Annotated in this window: 10 protein-coding genes; 2 read left to right on the top strand and 8 right to left on the bottom strand. The window is 43.3% G+C overall.

What is annotated here, in order from left to right; translation table 11 throughout:
• Positions 1-11: 11 nt before the first annotated feature.
• The 3 genes from AC6H1S_RS19170 to AC6H1S_RS19160 form a co-directional block, all read right to left on the bottom strand.
• A complete protein-coding gene (locus AC6H1S_RS19170; RefSeq protein WP_497564658.1) occupies positions 12-3,872 on the bottom strand; it encodes a DUF6443 domain-containing protein in 3,861 nt (1,286 codons plus the stop codon).
• 36 nt (positions 3,873-3,908) lie between these two features.
• Positions 3,909-7,799 (bottom strand): PKD domain-containing protein, encoded by a 3,891-nt coding sequence (locus tag AC6H1S_RS19165; RefSeq protein WP_497564657.1) that lies wholly within the window; start codon positions 7,797-7,799, stop codon positions 3,909-3,911.
• A 272-nt stretch (positions 7,800-8,071) separates the two neighbouring features.
• Positions 8,072-8,908 (bottom strand): N-acetylmuramoyl-L-alanine amidase, encoded by an 837-nt coding sequence (locus AC6H1S_RS19160; RefSeq protein ID WP_199137175.1) that lies wholly within the window; start codon positions 8,906-8,908, stop codon positions 8,072-8,074.
• Positions 8,909-9,039: 131 nt separating this feature from the next.
• On the opposite strand from AC6H1S_RS19160, the gene AC6H1S_RS19155 reads away from it, so the two are divergent.
• A complete protein-coding gene (locus AC6H1S_RS19155; RefSeq protein ID WP_497564656.1) occupies positions 9,040-10,719 on the top strand; it encodes a DUF8614 domain-containing protein in 1,680 nt (559 codons plus the stop codon).
• A 255-nt stretch (positions 10,720-10,974) separates the two neighbouring features.
• Positions 10,975-13,413 (top strand): TonB-dependent receptor domain-containing protein, encoded by a 2,439-nt coding sequence (locus AC6H1S_RS19150; protein ID WP_497564655.1) that lies wholly within the window; start codon positions 10,975-10,977, stop codon positions 13,411-13,413.
• 173 nt (positions 13,414-13,586) lie between these two features.
• Here the strand turns inward: AC6H1S_RS19150 and AC6H1S_RS19145 are convergent, their stop codons facing one another.
• From AC6H1S_RS19145 to AC6H1S_RS19125, 5 genes are read right to left on the bottom strand one after another with little or no spacing between them, the layout of a single operon-like run.
• Positions 13,587-13,949, bottom strand: a complete 363-nt coding sequence (locus AC6H1S_RS19145; protein WP_199137181.1) for a response regulator — start codon at positions 13,947-13,949, stop codon at positions 13,587-13,589.
• 13 nt (positions 13,950-13,962) lie between these two features.
• Positions 13,963-14,526, bottom strand: a complete 564-nt coding sequence (locus AC6H1S_RS19140) for a chemotaxis protein CheB (RefSeq protein WP_199137183.1) — start codon at positions 14,524-14,526, stop codon at positions 13,963-13,965.
• Positions 14,527-14,543: 17 nt separating this feature from the next.
• On the bottom strand, positions 14,544-15,368 hold the full coding sequence (locus AC6H1S_RS19135; protein ID WP_497564654.1) for a CheR family methyltransferase: 825 nt from the start codon (positions 15,366-15,368) through the stop codon (positions 14,544-14,546).
• The gene (locus AC6H1S_RS19130) at positions 15,368-15,742 is read right to left on the bottom strand and encodes a response regulator (protein WP_199137187.1); all 375 of its coding nucleotides are present in this window, start codon (positions 15,740-15,742) and stop codon (positions 15,368-15,370) included. The genes AC6H1S_RS19135 and AC6H1S_RS19130 overlap by 1 nt, the downstream gene beginning before the upstream one ends.
• Before the next feature lie 19 nt (positions 15,743-15,761).
• Positions 15,762-19,355: a response regulator gene (locus tag AC6H1S_RS19125; protein ID WP_497564653.1), complete on the bottom strand. Its 3,594-nt coding sequence runs from the start codon at positions 19,353-19,355 to the stop codon at positions 15,762-15,764.
• Positions 19,356-19,357: the final 2 nt, after the last annotated feature.

The raw sequence follows: 19,357 nt of genomic DNA, 5'->3' as shown, positions 1-19,357 counted from the left end.
AAGATTTCTAACTATTTGTTCGTAAAATTAAAATATGTTGTATTTCTCCCTACAGTTGTAATATATAACTCTCCTCTATCAAGAGCTTGAAAATTTTGATCTTTAGCTCTATCCTTCGCTGATTTAGGCGTAGCGCTCCATTTTATTGCCCCATTAGAATAGTCTACTTTGCCCCAAGCATAATAAGCCTGAAGTGCTCCCTGAATATACGGCAGGCTACTTTCCATAATTTCATCTATTCTCATTCCTATAACCATCTTAAATTCGTATTGGTTAGGGTGGTTAAGTATTTGGTAGTTCCCCTTAACCGTTCCTCCAAGGCCTTTTGAGCGTATTGAAACAGCCTTCCAATCAGGATTATTTAAATCTGTCTTAGCCCTAACCATTCTATTTATCATAGAACTTGCAATGTTTCTCGAATCAATACGACTTCCAGCTGCTTCACCTGATGCTATTGCAATAAACTCTTTTAATCCAACCGGATAAGCAACGGCTCCTTCGATGGTTGTATAATTATACCCACTTTCATCTAGGGACGCAGAAAACTGAGCAGTAATTAACCCAACTGAGCCATTGTTATTATACACCATCTGAAAGCCCTCTTGGTATCCTAAACGGGACCAGGCTTGATATATTTGCCGAACTCCACCCCCAGAAACTAAAGCGTCATGCTTCCCATCAAATGCACTAGATAAGAAATCTCCCCAAAAATTCGCATAAGCCCCTCCACCAAACGATCCGGGCGCATACAATTCTCCTCCCCAATCTTGATACCCCATTGCTATTCCAGCCCTATAAGAAGCGCTTCCATCCCATGCATTCCAATCGCTCCTCCCAATCCCGTCACTCCAAGCGTTTCCAGATCCAGCTCCAATTCTTCCATATCCCCCATGCATACCGCCGTAGCTTTGTGTTATTGGGTCAACTTTATCACCCAAAGGATCATTAAACATGATAGGGTTATTTAGCGCATAATTAAAGGTACTCAAACTTTCGCTTGCCTCTGCTATAGGATCTACTCCTACAAATCGACCTAAAGCGGCATCGTACATTCTATAAAAAGTCTGTTGCAGGTCGGGCAAATCGGCAAAATCGTCTTGCCATTCGCTACCGCTATTGTATAACTGTTTATTTGCCATAGTTGGCAATACATTGCCCGGCATACTCAAGCCAAATGGGTAGTAGCTGTTCTCTTGCCTTACCAAGGCTGTACCGCCGTTGTCTTCAAAACTTACCCTCGCATTACCCTGTTGGTCCTTAATGACGTATTCGTTTACCAAAGTTCCGCTACTGTTTCTCACACGCCCTTCTGTCATTCCAAAATAAGCCAAAGTGCCATTTTCATAAACAAAGCCACCGATATAGTCGGTTGTCTTAACCAGACCTCCATTGTCAAAGGCCTGCTTACGCAACAATGTACCGTCTGAAGCATAACTATAATCGATGTACCTGTTAGTGGCCGTCGTAATGGTAATGCGTTCGGTACGGTTGAGTGTGTTATAGCTTAAAGTCAACCCCTTCTTAGGGTCGGCAGCCAAATTGCCATTGGCATCATAGCTGTAAGCTGTGCTTGAACCCGTCAAGTTTTTAAAACCAAATAGACCGTAGCTCCCACCTGAGCCATCGCTTACATTATCTAGCTTATTGCCATCGTAGCTATAGTTAAGGTCGTCAACTGCTGTAGCTACCCCGCTTAAGACCGCATTTCGTTTCAAGGTTAAAATGTTGCCATTTTCATCGTAACTGATGCCCTTTTCGTCAAAAGCTCCTGTATTGCCCCAACTTCCTGTTCCACTTCTATCTGCATAATTCGCATTTTTCAAGCGCATCAGCTTGTCATAATCAAACTTATAGCTTCTTTCATTGCTTGTTGTTACCCCCGGCGCATTCGTTTTCCATTTAATGGCCGAGATCAAGCCATTATAATAGGCCGTATTGCCCAAACCGGCGTCAGCTGTATGATATAGGATATTCATTCCAAACACATCGTTGGTATCGTCATTATCATCACCAACCGAAAGTGTACTGTTGTTGATGCTGGCCAACTGACCGCGAATGGTGTAGCGATAGTCGACAGATTGCAAATAGGTGCCCGAAGAGATACTCGCAGAAAATATCGAGCCTTGTGCCGCTACAAAACCGTCTGATAGGGTAATGCTATTGGTAGCTTGAATATTACTTGTATTTCCGTTAGCCACACTATTATTCTGATCAAGAACTACATCTGCTTGAAGGCTTGAACCTGGGTTGGTATTGTGTAGTTTTTTATCAACCAATTGGCCTAGCTCGTTATATTCATAAGCGGCCACTCTGATAAAACTCCCACTATTATATTTTTCATCAACGGTTTTTACCCTGCCTACGTGATCATAGGTAAATTCGCTGAAAACAGTAAGCGTAGCACTAGTAGCCTGAATTGATTTGGTTCTAATGGTTTTCCCTGTAAAGTCGGGCACTATGGTTTGGCTACTGGCAACAGTGCTATTCAACTGATTATTTCCTTGGCTTTGAATCACATTACCACGCTTATCATAAAATACAATTGAAGTTAACCATACATTAGATAAGCCATTGCCAATGGTCCTTTTTCTCGATATGGTTAACAGACCACGGGTACGGTCGGTGGCTGTTCCTTCGCCAACCAATCCTTGTGTTTGGTAACTGTAATCGGCAGTCCCATTGCCATCCAAATCGTAATCATCAAAATAGCTGTAGGCCAAAGGCTCAATGGCAGTGGTAGGAAAGGCTAAATTGGTGTAATAACCTGTACTAGCTACACCATTGCGGTCTTCGAAGTAAGTGGCATAGCTTTGATTATTTACATGATCTTGCATAGCCGAACGACCGATATTGGTAGCATCAGTATAAATCCCTTGACTGATGGCCACACCTTTACTATCGTACTTGATATAGTTCCATTTATTAGTAGTGCGTAAATTAGCATCTTGAGCCAAAATTAAGCGATCAAGTGGATCATAAATCAAATAGGCTACTCCACCCCCAGGAACCGTACGCTCTACTTGGCGACCTTTAAAATCATATACGTACTTGAAGAGTAATTTGTCTACAGCTATTTGTAAAAGACTGTAATTCCCTGTGCTCTCCATTGCCTTTATTGCCTTTGGCGGTACTGCATAAACTACTTGTCCAACATCATTGTATACATAATAAGTTTCTGTATACGTTGTTCCGCCCTCATTCAGGTATTGTTTCTTCAGAACTGTTTGGCCACTGTTATTTGCATACACAATAGTTTGATTCTCTTCTTCGTCTGTACCTATGCTTACATTCAAGGTTCCTGCATCGTAAACTCCTGCATAGGTACCATCGGCATTCCAGCGCCTAATGGTTTCTGTGCTTAGATTGGTCCGCTGTTCGTAACTCTTGTAATGTTCCGTTGGTTGAAAACCACTACCTACCGAACCTTGCCTTAACAAGCGTTGCAACGGGCTGTTATCAAACACCTGCTGGGCATACGGAGCTGCATCTGTAGCATGTTTTTGGCCCGTAGTATTATAAAAAGAGCCTTGTTCTGTAATGGCGTTATCGCGATAAGTACCAGATGCAGTGTTAGAAGCATAGGGCAAATAGTTTATCGTTTGTCTGCCCAAGGCATCGTACGCCATTGGCTGAATAATATCCTTTTGATTAGGACTCGCTCCAACGGCCACACTTTGAATAGGCCTGCCCAAGCCATCAACATACATACGGTTGGTGTTTCGGTCGGTTTGCCCTAAAGAAAACACTTGTGCACTTGTTGTTGCACCTGGCACTTTAATTATATCTTCTTGTACAAAACTGCGTTGGGCTGAAGCTTCATTTGAAAAACAGGCCAAAGAACCCATCAGTATCAACACTATATATCTTTTCATGAGAATCGTTTCAATTTTTAAATAACAACATCAACTTTATTGGACTTCTTCTATTACACATTCGGTAGTACTTGTAGTAAAGTAATATTGACGCCCTGGTAATATATTTAGGCTAAAAGTAGTGCTATGTGAACTAGACGATGATGGGAAACAATTTTCCAGTTGATAACCTGATCCAGATGTATTGTAAAGCGCATAAACATATTTTTTATAGCCGTATGGATTACTGCCCGCATTATAAGGATTATCTGTAGTACTAAATTGGATAGAATAAGTTCCCGGAGCTACGCTCGCCGTAGCATTCCAAAGAGAACTTCCAGAGAAGGTATACATTAGCGATCCTCCTTGAAAAAAGGACAATGTAATTGGGCCAGCTCCACCAATAACTGCGGCTGTATTGTTTGTATTTACTGTGACTGATTGAGTAACTGTTTTAGTGCCCAATAGCTCTGAAGACTTGGTAAGTGTAATTGTATAAGTGCCTGTATTAGCATAAGTATGATTAATTTGGCCAATTAAAGCGCTGGTACTTTGTATAGGTGTTCCATCTCCAAAATCCCAAGTATATTTTACGACATCGTCCGTGCTAACAAGACTTCCCCCATCATAAAGTGTTGCCTCGGCTCCTGCTAAAAGATTTTCATACCCACGTATCCAAGCACTAAAACCACCCACTTCACTACCTCTTACATAAGATTTTTTGAGTACAATGTTCTTATCTTGGTCAAGTACATGCTTAACCCTTCCTCTACTGTCATATTCAAAATATTGAGAAACTCCGTTTGAATTGGTTTCGGCTGTTTTCAGAAAAGAGCTCGGATCATAAGCCATTGTATTCACTGATGCATCAGATGGGTAAAACAACACATCATCTATAAGAATACTGGCATCACTTTGAAATTTCGCAGTAAATGCATCTGACATGGCCACAACAGGCACTTTAATTTCATAATATTTCCAAGCACCACTTGTATTTGTAAAAGGTAAGTTATAGGTAAGCGTGCTACTTGAGCTGTTAGTTAAAGAAAGTGTAATATTTCCAGTTGAAGATGAATTGATCCAAATGGAGAAAATATAATTCTTGCGTGTAGGCGCTTTTGTGATATTTCTCGTAAAATAATTGGTTGGGTCTATAGACAATGACGATGTTCCTGAACGTTTATTGGTGCTGAAATTAGAAGTACCGCTATTTACAAACTTATATTCCGAGTAAATATCATCAAAATCATTATAAGCTACTTCCTCTATAGCTGCATTTGAAAAAACAGCAGTAGGGCGCGACATTTGAAGATTTGTAATGACAGCATTTACGTTTCGATTATTGTCGTCGCTAGTAAGTAACTGACCATAATGATTATAGCTTTGAAAATTCTCTTTCACTAGGTATCGGCTATCGTTGGAGAAGGAACCGCCAGAGGTATTGGATGGAACAAAATCAGCCAAACCTGAGGCACTTACCAAAGCAAGGCGTTGCTGAGGAAGATTTAGCGTAGGAAAACCGCCAAATATCCATGGTTTCAATTTTATTAAAGAGGCAGAAATGGTTTTATTTTGACCACTCCTTTCTATTTGGCTATAAGTCTCAATTGGGAAATTAACTCCTTTTTGCTGTAAATTATATAAGGAAATAGTCTGCTGATCTGATGCAGAAGCTGTGCTATAATCTTTAATATATTTAGTGTATACTCTTGAAATACTTCCATCGCTATTGGTGCGCTGTATCAATGTTGGCTCTTTATGTACACTACTTGCATAACTATAATTGGTACTTGTCTGGTTATATTGAGTAATAGATGGCGCATCGTAAACAATATTGCTTTCTGTTTGTATCAAATTACCTACCGAAGAATAGATGCTGTACTTGGCATAGGCCTTAACGGTTACATTATCATCAAACTTTAACGCATTGATAATCAAAGGAGAACCACTACGCATATAATTATAGGTCGATTCAGTTACTTTATTACCACTTTCATTATACTGAATTACCTTGCTCAATAAACCGCGTTCAAAATCAAAATTAGTATTAGGCACAAATGGATAGGTGTTCACCTCATTACTTGTAAACCCTCCAGAAACTGAGACAGGACGGGCTATATTGACAATAGTAGGCATCCAATCTGGAGCAGCACTAGCATCCCAATAGGTTGCTGGAACTTTGTATTCGAAGAGTGTACTTCCTTCGCCTGTTCGTGCTACTTTTACATGAGAATAAACAATGGCATTGTCTTCTTGAGAAATATTCTCTTCTAAACGCACTATCGAATTCTGCCACTGCGACTCTGTAGTACCAGACCCTACATAAGGCCTTGTGAAAGTCAATAACGGAAGCGCAATAGGTTTACCGCTTGACAGTCCAGTAGAAGGGTTTATATAACTATAGTTTGTTACTCTATTATTTGCCGTACTGATACCGTCATAATCGATCAGTTGCTTTACCCTTATGCCCCCGCCAACAGTTACTCCACCAGCTGTAGGATCGTAATAATCTCTTGGCTCATAAACAATCGTTGTACTTCCCCCATGCTCATAGTTTATCTTTTTAAGCGAGCCATTTATAATAACCGAGGCATTCACATAACGATCGAAACCTGTTACGCCATAAGGGAAACTAGAACTAGCGCTTCCTGTTGGCATATTGCGATAGTGCTCATACCCAACATTTCCAGGGTTAATATAAACATTGGGCAAAAGAGATGTGGCACTAGTCGCATTGTTATAATAACCCCATAAATCAATTTCTTTAGATAGAGAATCTGGTAAGGCAATATTATAGCCTTCTAACCCATAGTAGTCAAAGCTTAAAGGATTATCTCCACCAACGCTATTTAAAAAAGATTTATATTCGGTAGCGCTTCCTATTCTTTGTGCATCGGTATAACCCAAGCTAATGGTTTTGCCTTGAGCAACAATAGAAGTAACCATAGAAACCGAAGATGGGTAAGCCTTCCTATAGGTAAAATTCGCTATGGGATAATCGTTAGCCTGTATCTGGAACAGATTTATTTGATTTGTCCCAATTGAATAGGTAAATGGGTAAGTTGGTGTAGTATTAGTGCCTTCGAACATGGCCATACGATCAGTAGAGGAAACTGCACCCGATGCTTCTTGATAGAATAAGTCTATGTTGTTTCCATTAATATCAACTATGCTACTGAGTTTCCATGCGCTTACATAAGTAATTCCGTTTTTGTACTGTTCGTATTCACGTTTAAAATACTGGATGTTACTTGGAGTAGAGCTCAGTGACATCTTTCTTGTAATCTCTAGGGCACTAAAAATATAAGTTGTCCCTGTCGCTGTAGTAATGGTAAAGCTCTTTATTCTTCCGTAGCTATCCCATGTATTAGGCACTGTAGTCTCTATTTCATAGGTAACCTTTATATCTTGATAGGGAATAGTACGAATATTATGATCACTGTCGAAAACTAGCTTACAGCTTAACCCGGGAGCATTTACATAAAAAATATCAGGTTCTGTGTCGGAGAAATCTGAAAAATTGGCCGAAAGATAGGCAAGATCAGCGCTTTCATCTGTAGTGGTAGCAGGGTTATTATCGTTGGCAATATTAAAACTATTAATCTTGCTTCCATTGGTATTGTAAATCCACCCTAACCTAACGGCCGTAAAGTTATCTTGTTTTGTATCGTCAGGAATGCCTCGCACTTGCCTAGATATTTGTCCGCCAGCAAATAAATTCCAGCCCATACCTGCAGAGCCTTCCACGTCTTTCACACGTATTCCTCCTCCATTATAGCTAATCCCTATTGGCATTGATATTCCACCATACTGCAGGCTTACTAATGGAATGGACAAGTTAGCTGAGCCAGAAAAGTTGTCAACAGAAACACTTTGTGCATTTACAGTATTATAAAAAAGTGCACTTGATAGTATTACCGATAGAATCGGCAAGAAGATTTTTTTCATAAATAGCGTTAATTTCGAAACGTTAAGTTATTTCCAATTTTAAAGAACCTTTTTCACTTAAAAAAATTTTTGGCCCAATAGTCATTTTCGCAGGACGAACATATCAGATTTCAGGATGAACATGCGTTTTGGAAGGATATTACGAATCACAAAAAGAGACATAAAAGTCTCTTTTTGCCAAAGGGATTAAGGAAATTCTGCGCGAAACGACTCTATGCGGGCAATGGATACTTTCTATCATACAAAACTCTCGAGATGTATTGATAGGAGTACTACAAATACTTCTTATACACATTATACAAAATCAGCTTATCTGTATCGGTCAATGTTTGCGAGATATCGGTCTGCACAAAATGGATCTTAAATGCCTCGATGGCATAGTTGAGGTTCTTGACGTTATAGCCGATAATCCGCAAGGCATTGGTTGTATCAAAGTCGGCAGGTGGTAGCTGCAGCACATCATCGTACCAATAGCCGAATCCCTTTTTGGCCAGGGTTTTCCACGGGAAGTTTTTAGGATCGTTTTTGCGACCTGGGGCGTAATCGGCGTGACCGATAAAATTAGCCGTCGGGATGTTATATTTCTTTTTCAAGGTAGCCAGCAAAGCACACAAACTATTGATCTGCGCATCGGTAAATACATCGGTAGTACCGTTGTTGTCTAATTCAATGCCTATAGATGAAGAGTTCAGATCGGTATCATTGCCCCACTTGCCTGCTCCGGCATGTTGCGCGCGCAGGTAATCATTTACCATGTGCACCACCTTACCATCCCTGCCTACTACATAATGCGCACTTACCTGGGTCCGGGCAATGGTAAAGGTTTTGAGCGTTTGCTCGGTAGAGTCTTGTGCGGTATGATGGATCACCACGAAATTGGGCTTACGCATCCCCATGTTTACGGTACCTACCCAATATTGCTGTTGGCTATTAAGCGAGTCTATCTGCTGGTTTACCGGTGGCGCCGCTTTAATGACTTTGGAAAAATCTTTGGCCATATTTTTATAAACCTTGTCTGTGGCGGCATATTTGCTGCTGCTGCAGTTGGTTAGCAAGAGTACACCGGCAACAAGGGCTGCTGCTTTAGCATGGGTTGGTCTGATCAACATCTTTTGTATTTTAAAGAGTAAGAATGAGTTAAGTGCCCGCCATTAAATCTAAATTACGCAGGCTTATATTTTTTGCTAATTTAGTAGATTGATATAAAACGACGAACATTTTTTACCAAACGATAAATCGTATGCGGATTAAACCTATACATCAAACCATGGGCCTATTGTTGGGCCTTTCTATAGCTACTGGCCTTACTGCCTGCAACCAGACCGAAAAAGCTGGAACAGACCAAAGCGCCAACAAGGCCAAAGATACCCTGCAGGAATATGTAGACCAGCGATTAGCGGGTTATGAGCGGGTAAAATTAACCACTAACCTCAATCAGTTGAGCGCCAACGAACGCCAGGTATTGCCTTTGCTTATCCAAGCGGCAGAAATTATGGACGACCTGTACTGGAAACAAACCTATCCGCAACGCGATAGCCTGCTCAATACCATCAAAGACCAAAAAACCAAGGATTTTGTATGGATCAACTACGGCCCTTGGGACAGACTGAACGGCGACAAGCCTTTTGTGGCTGGCGTGGGGCCGAAATCTGAAACGGGCACTTTCTATCCGGCAGGCATGACCAAAGAGCAGTTGGAAAAATCGGATGTGAAAGACAAGTTTGGACTTTACTCGGTCATCAGAAAAGAAAAAGGCAAACTGATTTCGGTTCCTTACCACGTTGTTTTTGCTGCTGAACTGCAAAAGGCAAGCGCCTTGCTGAAACAGGCCGGCCTGATCACCACAGATCCTGGCTTAAAAAAATACCTAAACCTACGCGCCGATGCTCTGGTAACCGACGATTATACGGCCAGCGACTATGCCTGGCTGGATATGAAAACCAATGGTCTCGACATCATCATCGGTCCGATAGAAAATTATGAAGACAAGCTGTTCAATGCCCGCGCCGCTTTCGAATCGTATGTATTGGTTAAAGACAAAGCCTGGAGCAAGCGCTTGGCCAAATATGTCAAAATGCTGCCCGAGCTACAAAAGGGGCTTCCGGTTGCCGACAATTATAAAAAAGAGGTGCCAGGAACCGATTCGGAACTGAATGCCTATGACGTGGTTTACTATGCCGGCGACTGCAATGCGGGCTCTAAAACCATTGCGGTAAACCTGCCCAATGATGAAACGATCCAGCAAAAGAAAGGCACCCGCCGTTCGCAATTGAAAAATGCCATGCAGGCCAAATTCGATAAGATCCTGGTGCCGATAGCCAAAGAGCTGATTGACAAGGACCAACAGCAATACATTAAATTCGATGCCTTTTTTGCCAATGTGATGTTCCACGAAGTGGCACACGGGTTAGGCATTAAAAACACCGTTAACGGCAAAGGCACGGTACGCTCGGCCCTGAAAGAGCAATATTCGTGGCTTGAAGAAGGCAAAGCCGACATTTTAGGCCTTTACATGGTTACCGGCCTGTTAAAAAAAGGCGAACTTACCGGCGATATCAAGGATTATTACACCACTTTTATGGCTGGCATCCTGCGCTCGGTACGCTTTGGCGCTTCGGAGGCCCACGGAAAAGCCAACATGCAATGCTTCAATTTCTTTAAGGAAAAGGGAGCCTTTGAAAGATCGGCCAATGGCACCTACCGTGTAAATTTCGACCAATTTGCCAAAGCCATGAACGAGCTGAGCGCTTTCATCATCAAGCTGCAGGGCGATGGCGATAAGAGCGCCGTAGAAAAAGCCCAAAAAGAAAAAGGCATCATCCAGCCCGAACTACAGGCCGACTTGGATCGCCTGAGCAAAAAAGGCATTCCGGTCGACTTGGTTTTTGACCAGGGCGCCGATGTTTTAGGCATGAAATAGCCAAAAAATATTTCTTCAATAAAGGCCTGTGTAGTTGAACTATACGGGCCTTTTTCGTTTAAAGAAATTTCTAAATCTAAAAAAAAGCCGATTTTCTTGTAACCTTTTAAACTTTGGGCTCGTCTATAAGACAACAAACTATAAAAAGAGCCTCCGGCTTTTTAAACTAAATTAAAATTTATGGCAGGAGAAAAAATTGCGCGAGAGCGCAACAGGATTTTTTTGCCCTATTTTTTGAACCTTAAACAACACAAAATGAAAACTATTTACTCTCTATTCCTTGTTTTACTAAGCTTTTGCTTGGGTAATACCCTGCTGGCGCAGGAAAAGCCTGCCCAAGGCACCATTAACGGAACCATCCTCGACGACCAGAACAAACCGGTTGATTATGCCACGATTGGTCTTTTTAAAACTGCCGATTCGTCGCTGGTTAAAACAGCATTGACCACGCCCGATGGCAAATTCCAATTCGCTAACATCAAACCAGGCAGCTATTACATCAAAACCAATATGATGGGGTTCGAAATTTACAAGGGAAAGCCTTTTAATGCTCCGGAGAGCGTGCTTAACCTCGAAAACATCCACCTCAAGTCGAACAGCAAAACGCTCAATGCGGTAAGCATTACTACCACCAAGCCCTTAATTGAAAGAAAGGCCGACAAATTGGTAATGAATGTAGAAAATAGCACGGTAGCCGTGGGCTCAAATGCTTTGGAAGTATTGCAAAAAGCTCCTGGCGTAAGCGTTGACCAAAACGACAACATTTCGATGCAGGGCAAACAAGGCGTATTGATTATGCTCGACGGCAAACAAACCTACATGAGCAATGCCGATGTAGCCAACCTGCTCAGAAACATGCAAAGCTCTGAACTGGAAACCATCGAGCTGATTACCAACCCATCTTCAAAATACGATGCTTCTGGCAATTCTGGCATCATCAACATCAAAACCAAGAAAAGCAAAAACGGCGGCACCAACGGCAACCTGAACTTAACAGCTGGCTACGGCAAAAACCTGAGAGGCAATGCGGGCATCAGCCTTAACCACAGAACCAAAAACGTAAACGTATTCGGCAACTACAACTATGGCCAGCAAGGCAGAGACAACCTCATTACCATCGACCGTATTTCTAACGGAACGCCCGACACCTATTTTATGCAGGTTGGCGAAATGTATCGTAAAAACCACAACAACAACTTTAAAGCAGGCGTAGATTTCTTCTTAGACAAAAAGAACACCTTGGGCGTGCTGGTTAATGGATATTTTAACAATGGAAGGGAATTTGACAGCAACAATACCATTATAGGCCCTTCTTTTAATCAAATAGATTCGACCTTGGTTGCCAAAAGCCTTCAGACCAACAAATACAACAACGTTTCTTATAACCTGAACTATAAATCTATTTTAGATACCGCCGGCCAAGAGCTTTCGGCAGATTTAGATTATTCGAGATATAATGGCAACGAAGGTTCTATGTACGATAATACCTATCGATTTGCCAATGGCAACCTGATCAGACCTACCGAATACACCCGCAACGGAACCCCGTCCAACATCCAAATCAAAGCCTTTAAATTGGATTATACTTTGCCCATCAATAAAACCATGAGACTAGAGGCTGGTGCCAAAAGCAGCTGGGTTAAAACCGACAACAACCTGATTGCCGAGGCTTACCTGAGCAACGCCTGGACAAACGACGTGCGCCGCAGCAACCGCTTTATTTACGACGAGAACGTCAATGCTGTTTATACCAACTTTAACAAACAGTTTAAAAACACGACCGTACAAGTAGGTTTAAGAATGGAACAAACCAATTCTAAAGGTAACCTGATCACTACCAACAATGTTGTAGAACGCAGCTATTGGGATTTCTTTCCAACCTTTTTCCTGCAACAAAACCTGTCTGAAAACAACCAGGTTGGCTTCTCTTATAGCCGCAGGATAGATAGGCCAAGCTACGATGCCCTTAACCCTTTTGTTTACTATCTTGACCAGTATACCTACAACAAGGGTAACCCGTTCTTGAACCCGCAATACACGCACAGCTTTGAATTATCGTACACCTTTATGCAAAAATACCTGCTAAGCTTGAGCTATAGCCGTGTAAACGATGTAATTACTGAAGTGCTTTTGCCAGATGCCAGTCAAAAAGCATTGTACCAAACCAATGCCAACCTGGCCAAAAACATTACCTATGCCGCGAACCTGAACGTACCGGTTAAAGTGGCTAAATGGTGGAGTATGAATAACAACCTGAATGTATTTTACCTCAGCTTTAAATCGCCCGACCTTGCCGGACAAGCTTTGAGCACAGGCAAAACCTCGTTCCAATTCAAATCGCAGCAAAGTTTTATCATTATGGATGGCTTGACCGCCGAACTATTCGGCAGCTACGAATCGCCGTTGGATTATGGTACGTTGAGCCTCGGCTCGCGCTATTCGGTTGATGCCGGCATCAGCAAATCGTTGTTGAAGAAAAAAGCCACTTTGAAATTGGCCATGAGCGATGTATTCAACATTTACGAAACCAACCTGAAAAGTGCCTATCCTGGCTTAAAATACAGCGTTTACCAGAAAAATGAAACGCAGATTGGCAAAATCAGCTTTACTTACCGTTTTGGAAAGAATGAAATCAAACCCGCACGCCGTCGTTCTACCGGTACAGAAGACGAGCAAGGCAGGATGAAGAACTAACATTGAGCTAATCTCACTTCGAACAGGGCAATCTACCTAACGGTAGGTTGCTTTGTTGTTTAGTGCTGGGCGGCAAGTATTAAGCGTGCTGCGAATAGCGCTAAGGATTGATCATAGTGGCACGACCGAAGCCACTTCATTCGGGACAGCTTGCCCGCGTTCGGCAGGTTGCTCTATTTGCCGATATAATTGCCTACTATTTCTTCGAGCGCCTCGATATCAAAAGGCTTGGGCAGATAGGTATCGGCACCGGCTTGTTGCGCCAGGGCCTTTACATCGTTGTTGGCCGAGAAATAAATCACGGGAATATGCTTGAGGTCGGGATGGTTTTTCAGTGCCTGCGTAGCTTCTATACCGCCTATATCGGGCAGCCAGTTGTCCATGAAAATCAAATCGGGCATGAAGGCCCTAACCTGATCTACAATATGGTTCGAACTGGCCGAAGTCTTGATTTCGTAGCCTGCATCTTCCAGAATCAGGGTACAAAGTTCCAGAATATCTGTGTTATCGTCAAAAATAAAAACCTTTTTATTCATCGTTTCGAACGTTTTAAGCCAGCGAATTTATGTAAGCGGCCATTTCCTCTATTTTTAGTATTCGGTTTACCTCGGCCCTTGCAATAGCCTGTGCAGGCATGTAATCTACCTGTGCGCTTTCCGGGTCTTGCACCGCTGTTTGTCCGCCATAACTGTTTACGGTAATCAATCCGTTTACCCCATCGGCATTAGAGCCTGACAGCAACAAGCATACCAAACCTTCTTCGTACACTTCGGCCGCCGACTGAAAAGTAACATCAATAGAAGGCCGTGAATAGTTTATTTTTTCTGAATAGTCTAAAGAAAAAGACCCATCCCTTTCAATCAGCAAATGATAGTCTGAGGGAGCCAAATAAACCGTTCCGACCATTATTTTTTCCTTTTCTTCGGCTTCTTTAACCTCAAGCTTTGTTTTTTTGGAGATCAGGTCGGCCAGCAGAAAATCTGTTCCCTGTTTGCGGTGCACCACAATTATAATGGAAAAAGGCAGGTCTTCCCTAAGGTCGGGGAAAACCCGGAGCAACACTTCAAGGCTGCCTGCCGAACCTCCAATAACCAATGCCCTACAATTCTTCATCAACGTATAATTTGTTTTTAGCTGGTTTTCCTCCATATTTTTTCGGTGCCCAGTCTTTTGTAGTGTTTGCTGATGGGCGAAAAATCTACCGTTTCTTTGGTGCCCAAGGCCAAATAGCCTAAATTATCCAAACTGCTATCGAACAGCTGCAACACCTTATACTGCAGTTCTCGGTCGAAATAGATGAGCACGTTACGGCACAATATAAGCTGAAATTCGTTAAATGAGTGATCAGAAACCAAATTATGGGTAGAAAAAATCATTTTTTCCTTCAAATCGCTATCAAACTTGGCTAGCGAATAATTGGCACTGTAATAGGATGAAAAATCCTGTGGCCCGCCAGAGGCAATATAATTTTCGGAATACTGTTTCATCTGGCTTAGCGGAAAAAGGCCTTGTGCCGCCTTTTCGAGCACCGTGGGATTGATATCTGTAGCGTAAATCAGCGATTTTTGCAAGAGGTTCAGCTCTTTGAGCAGAATGGCAATCGAATAGGCCTCCTCGCCGGTTGAACAACCCGCCAGCCAAATGCGGATAAAGGGATACGTGCCCAAATTAGGCAACACTTCGGTACGCAAGGTGCGGTAAAACCCAGGATCCCTGAACATCTCGGTTACGTTTACGGTAATCTGCTCTACAAAACGTTTAAAATAGCCGTTATCGCTGATGATCCTATACCTGAATTCGGCAAAGCTCACCTGCTTGTCTAACCCATACAGCCGCAATACCCTTCTTTTAAGCGATGCCCTCGAATAGCCGGTAAAATCATAGCCGTACTGTTCCAAAACATCACCAATCAGGATTTCTACCTGTTCGTCGGATATGGCAGTTAACTGAGCCACTAGATGTATTTTTTTAATAGCATAATCAATTCGTCTACATTTACGGGCTTTGAAATATAGCCGGTTGCACCGGCATTGAGGCAGCGCTCCCTATCGCCCAGCATGGCCTGCGCGGTAACCGCAATAACAGGGATGTTTTTTAAGGTTTCGTCTGCCTTCATTTTGGCCATGGCCTGATAGCCATCCATATCGGGCATCATCATATCCATCAGCACCACGGCAATGTCGCCGTCGTTGGCCATCATATCAAAACCTTGCTGGGCACTGCTGGCCGCCACACAATGATATTTTTTTGCTTTTAGAACAGCCGTTAATGCAAATATGTTTCTGCTATCGTCGTCAACGATGAGTATTTTTTTTGTCCTTGTATCCATAAAATCCTAGAACACTATTTTATGCTTTATCATATAACCAAACCCTTAACAAAGAAATCAACTGATCAACATCAACGGGCTTCGAGATGTAATCGGAGGCTCCGGCAGCGATGCATTTTTCGCGATCGCCCATCATCGCCTTGGCGGTTACCGCCAAAATCGGCAGCTGTTTGTAGCCGGCCATGGCCCTAATGGCCCTGGTAGTTTCATAGCCGTCAAGTTCAGGCATCATCATATCCATCAGCACTACATCTACCTTGGGGTTTTCGTCCAGCACCTTCAGGGCTTCCTTGCCATCAATTGCCGGCAATACTTTCATCTGGTGCTGTTCCAAGGCTTTGGTTAGCGAGAAGATATTACGCACGTCATCGTCGGCAATGAGCACGGTCTTGCCTTTAAGCACATCGTTTAAGCCGCCCAGGTTATCTTTGAGCAAGGGTTTTTGTTGTTTTTCTTTTTGTTCTACCAGGTGCAGAAACAACCCGGCTTCGTCTAAAATCCGCTGGTAAGAATGGGCGGTTTTAACCACGATGGAATCCGCATATTGCTTGATGCGGCTTTCTTCGCCTTTGGAGAGGTTCTTACCGGTAAAGATAATGATCGGCAGGTTTTCCAGTCCGTCGTTCTTTTTAATGGTTTCGAGGGTTTCATAGGCATTTTTATCAGGAATACCCATATCGAGGATAACGCAGTCTACTTCTTTTTTTTGCAGCGCCTCGATGCTTTCGCTCACATTCCTGGCAACCATGGTTTGGATGTTAGAGTTGCTCAGGAAGTAACTCAGCGCCTTGGCATGCTGTTCGTTTTCTTCAACTATAAGCACTTTTTTGGGATAACGGCTCAGCGCATCTTCCAGTTTTTCAAAAATCTGTTTCATGTGCTCGAGCGCCACGGGCTTGTTAATGAAATCGACAGCGCCTTTCAGCAGGCTTTCTTTTTTAACCGAAAGCGACGACATGATGTGCACCGGGATAGGCCTTGTTACAGGGTTCGATTTCAGCTCTTCCATCACCTGCCAACCGTCTTTGATCGGCAATTGGATATCGAGCAAAATAGCCAGCGGGTTATACTGGTTGGCCATTTCTATGCCTACATCGCCCCTAACGGCCACAATGCCTTTGTAGTTGCGTTTACGGGTAAAATTGAGCAGGGTTTTGGCAAAGGCGGTATCATCTTCAATGATCAGGATGACCTTGTCTTTTTCACCGATGCTGTTGCGGTCGTCGGCTACTTCGCCTGGTATCAAATCAACGGTATAGTTTGGCAAAGGGGCCACCACAGGCTCCACATACCTAATTTTATCCTGGCTTTCGCGGTTGGCCAATTGCTCTTCCAGATAGGCCTCCTTATCTACGTAGTTGAACGGGATGGTCAGGGTAAATTCGCTGCCCACGTTTTCTTCGCTTTCCAAGTAGATATCGCCACCCAGCAATTTAGCCAGCTCGCGACTGATAGAAAGCCCCAGGCCGGTACCGCCAAATTTGCGGCGGGTAGAGCCATCGGCCTGCTGAAAGGCTTCGAATACCATGCCCAACTTGTCTTTGGCAATGCCAATTCCGGTGTCTTTTACCTTAAAAACAAGGGTTTTATAGTTGAGGTTTGCCGATACGGCCAGGCTTACCTTCCCTTCGTTCGTAAACTTTAGCGCATTGGAGAGCAGGTTTTTCAAAATCTGCTCCAAGCGCATTTTATCGGTTTCGATAATGGCGGGCACCTCTTTTTCAACCTGTATTTCGAGGGCCAGTTTCCTGTCTTTGGCAATAGGCATAAACAAGGCGCGCATATCGGTAATTACTTCTTCTGTTTGCACTTCGGCAATATCGAGGTCCATTTTACCGGCTTCGATTTTAGAAAGATCCAGGATTTCGTCGATTAGGCTTAAAAGCCCTTGTCCCGAGCTTTGGATAACCGAGGCATATTCGGTGTATTCTTTGTCGAGCTCCTCGTTGTCGGCCATGAGCTTAGAAAGGAGCAGGATAGAATTTAAAGGCGTACGCAGTTCGTGGCTCATGTTGGCCAAAAATTCTGATTTATAACGGGTGCTTTGCTCCAGTTCTGCTGCCTTTTGCTGGATGTCGAGGTTGCGTTCCTGGATCAGCTGGTTCTTTTCTTCGAGCAGGCTGGTACGCTCTTCCAATTCCTGGTTGCTTTGCAGCAGTTCTTCCTGCTGTACGCGCAGCTCTTCTTCCGAGGCTTGTATTTTCTGTGTCTGTGCTTCCAATTCGGCATTTAAGCCTTCGAGCTCCGAATGCTGGGCCTGTAGTTCTTCGGCTTGGGCCTGGGTTTCCTCTAAAAACTCCTGCAACTTTTTGCGGTTCTGCGCTACATGAATGGCCGTACCGATGTTGCCCGAAATGCTGTTTAAAAACTCCAGTTTACGGGGCGTATAGGCATTTAAGGAAGCCAATTCGATTACACCGATGAGTAAGCCATCGCGTTGCAGCGGAAAGGCCACTACGTTTTTGGGCTTGGTTTGGCCCGTAGCGTAGCTAATGGTAATCTCGCCTTCCGGAATTTCGTCGAGCAAAATGAGCTTGCCCATTTCCATGCACTGGCCAATCAATCCTTCGCCCATGGCAAACTGCTCTTTCATTTCGTTGCCCATTAAGGCGTAGCCTCCGGTGAGGTATAGTTTTTTATCGTCTTCTACAAGGTAAAGGGCCGCTACATGGCTTTTGGTATGTTCTACAATATTGATGAGCATATCGTTTGCCAAGGTTCTGATGTCTTTTTCGCCTACCATTTGATCGTTCAGCTTGGCAATACCCGACTGCAGCCATTCTTTGTCTTCTAAAAGCCCAAACGAATACTGCAGCGCTTCGGCCATATTGTTGAGCGAGCCGGCCAAACTGCCGAGACCATCCTTAGTAGCATCGTCCATCCTGATTTTATAGTCGCCTTTAGAAATTTGTTGGGCTATGCCCTGGATTACGTTGATCCTTTCGGCGGTTTCGTAATTGATGGTCTGCAGTTCCTGTTGCAATAACTGGCGCTCGTCGAAATCCGAAGCTACCTTTCTGTAAAAGAAAATGGTAATGAGCAGCGAAAGAACGGCGGCCAGAATAATGAGCAGCGGCGTATACCCCGCCAAGGTATTCATATCGGCGGTACGCGTGTTCAAGAGACGTCTTTCTTCGGCCTGCATATCTTTAATGATCTGCCTTACACTGTCCATGTACGATTTGCCGTCGAGCAGGTTTTTTTCGGTAACCGTACCCCCATTCATTTTTTGGTCGACGGTTTTTTCGAGAATGGTTAGCCGAGTATCCAGTATCTGTTTCAGTTCGCTTAATTTGCGTTGCTGGTAACTATTGTCTTTTGTGGTTTCTTCCAGTTGCTTAAACAGGGCGTTTACCTTTTCTTTGGCACCCATATAAGGTTGCAGGAAAACCTGGTTATTGGTTAGCAAAAAGCCTCGTTGGCCCGTTTCGGCATCTTTAAGGGTAGAGATGATGTTGTCGAGGTTGTTCATGACCTCGTTGCTATGAGACACTAAATCCGATGACTTGATGAGATTCCTGATGCTCACGTACGAAGCCAAAGAGCTCAGGATGAGAATAAGCAGCGACAGGCCCAGACCTAATCGGAGGTTACTTTTAAGAGATAATTTCATTA

Source organism: Pedobacter sp. TM02 (genome assembly GCF_059705275.1).
The sequence above is the reverse complement of the archived record's forward strand: the minus strand, read 5'-3'. Positions and strand labels throughout refer to the sequence as shown.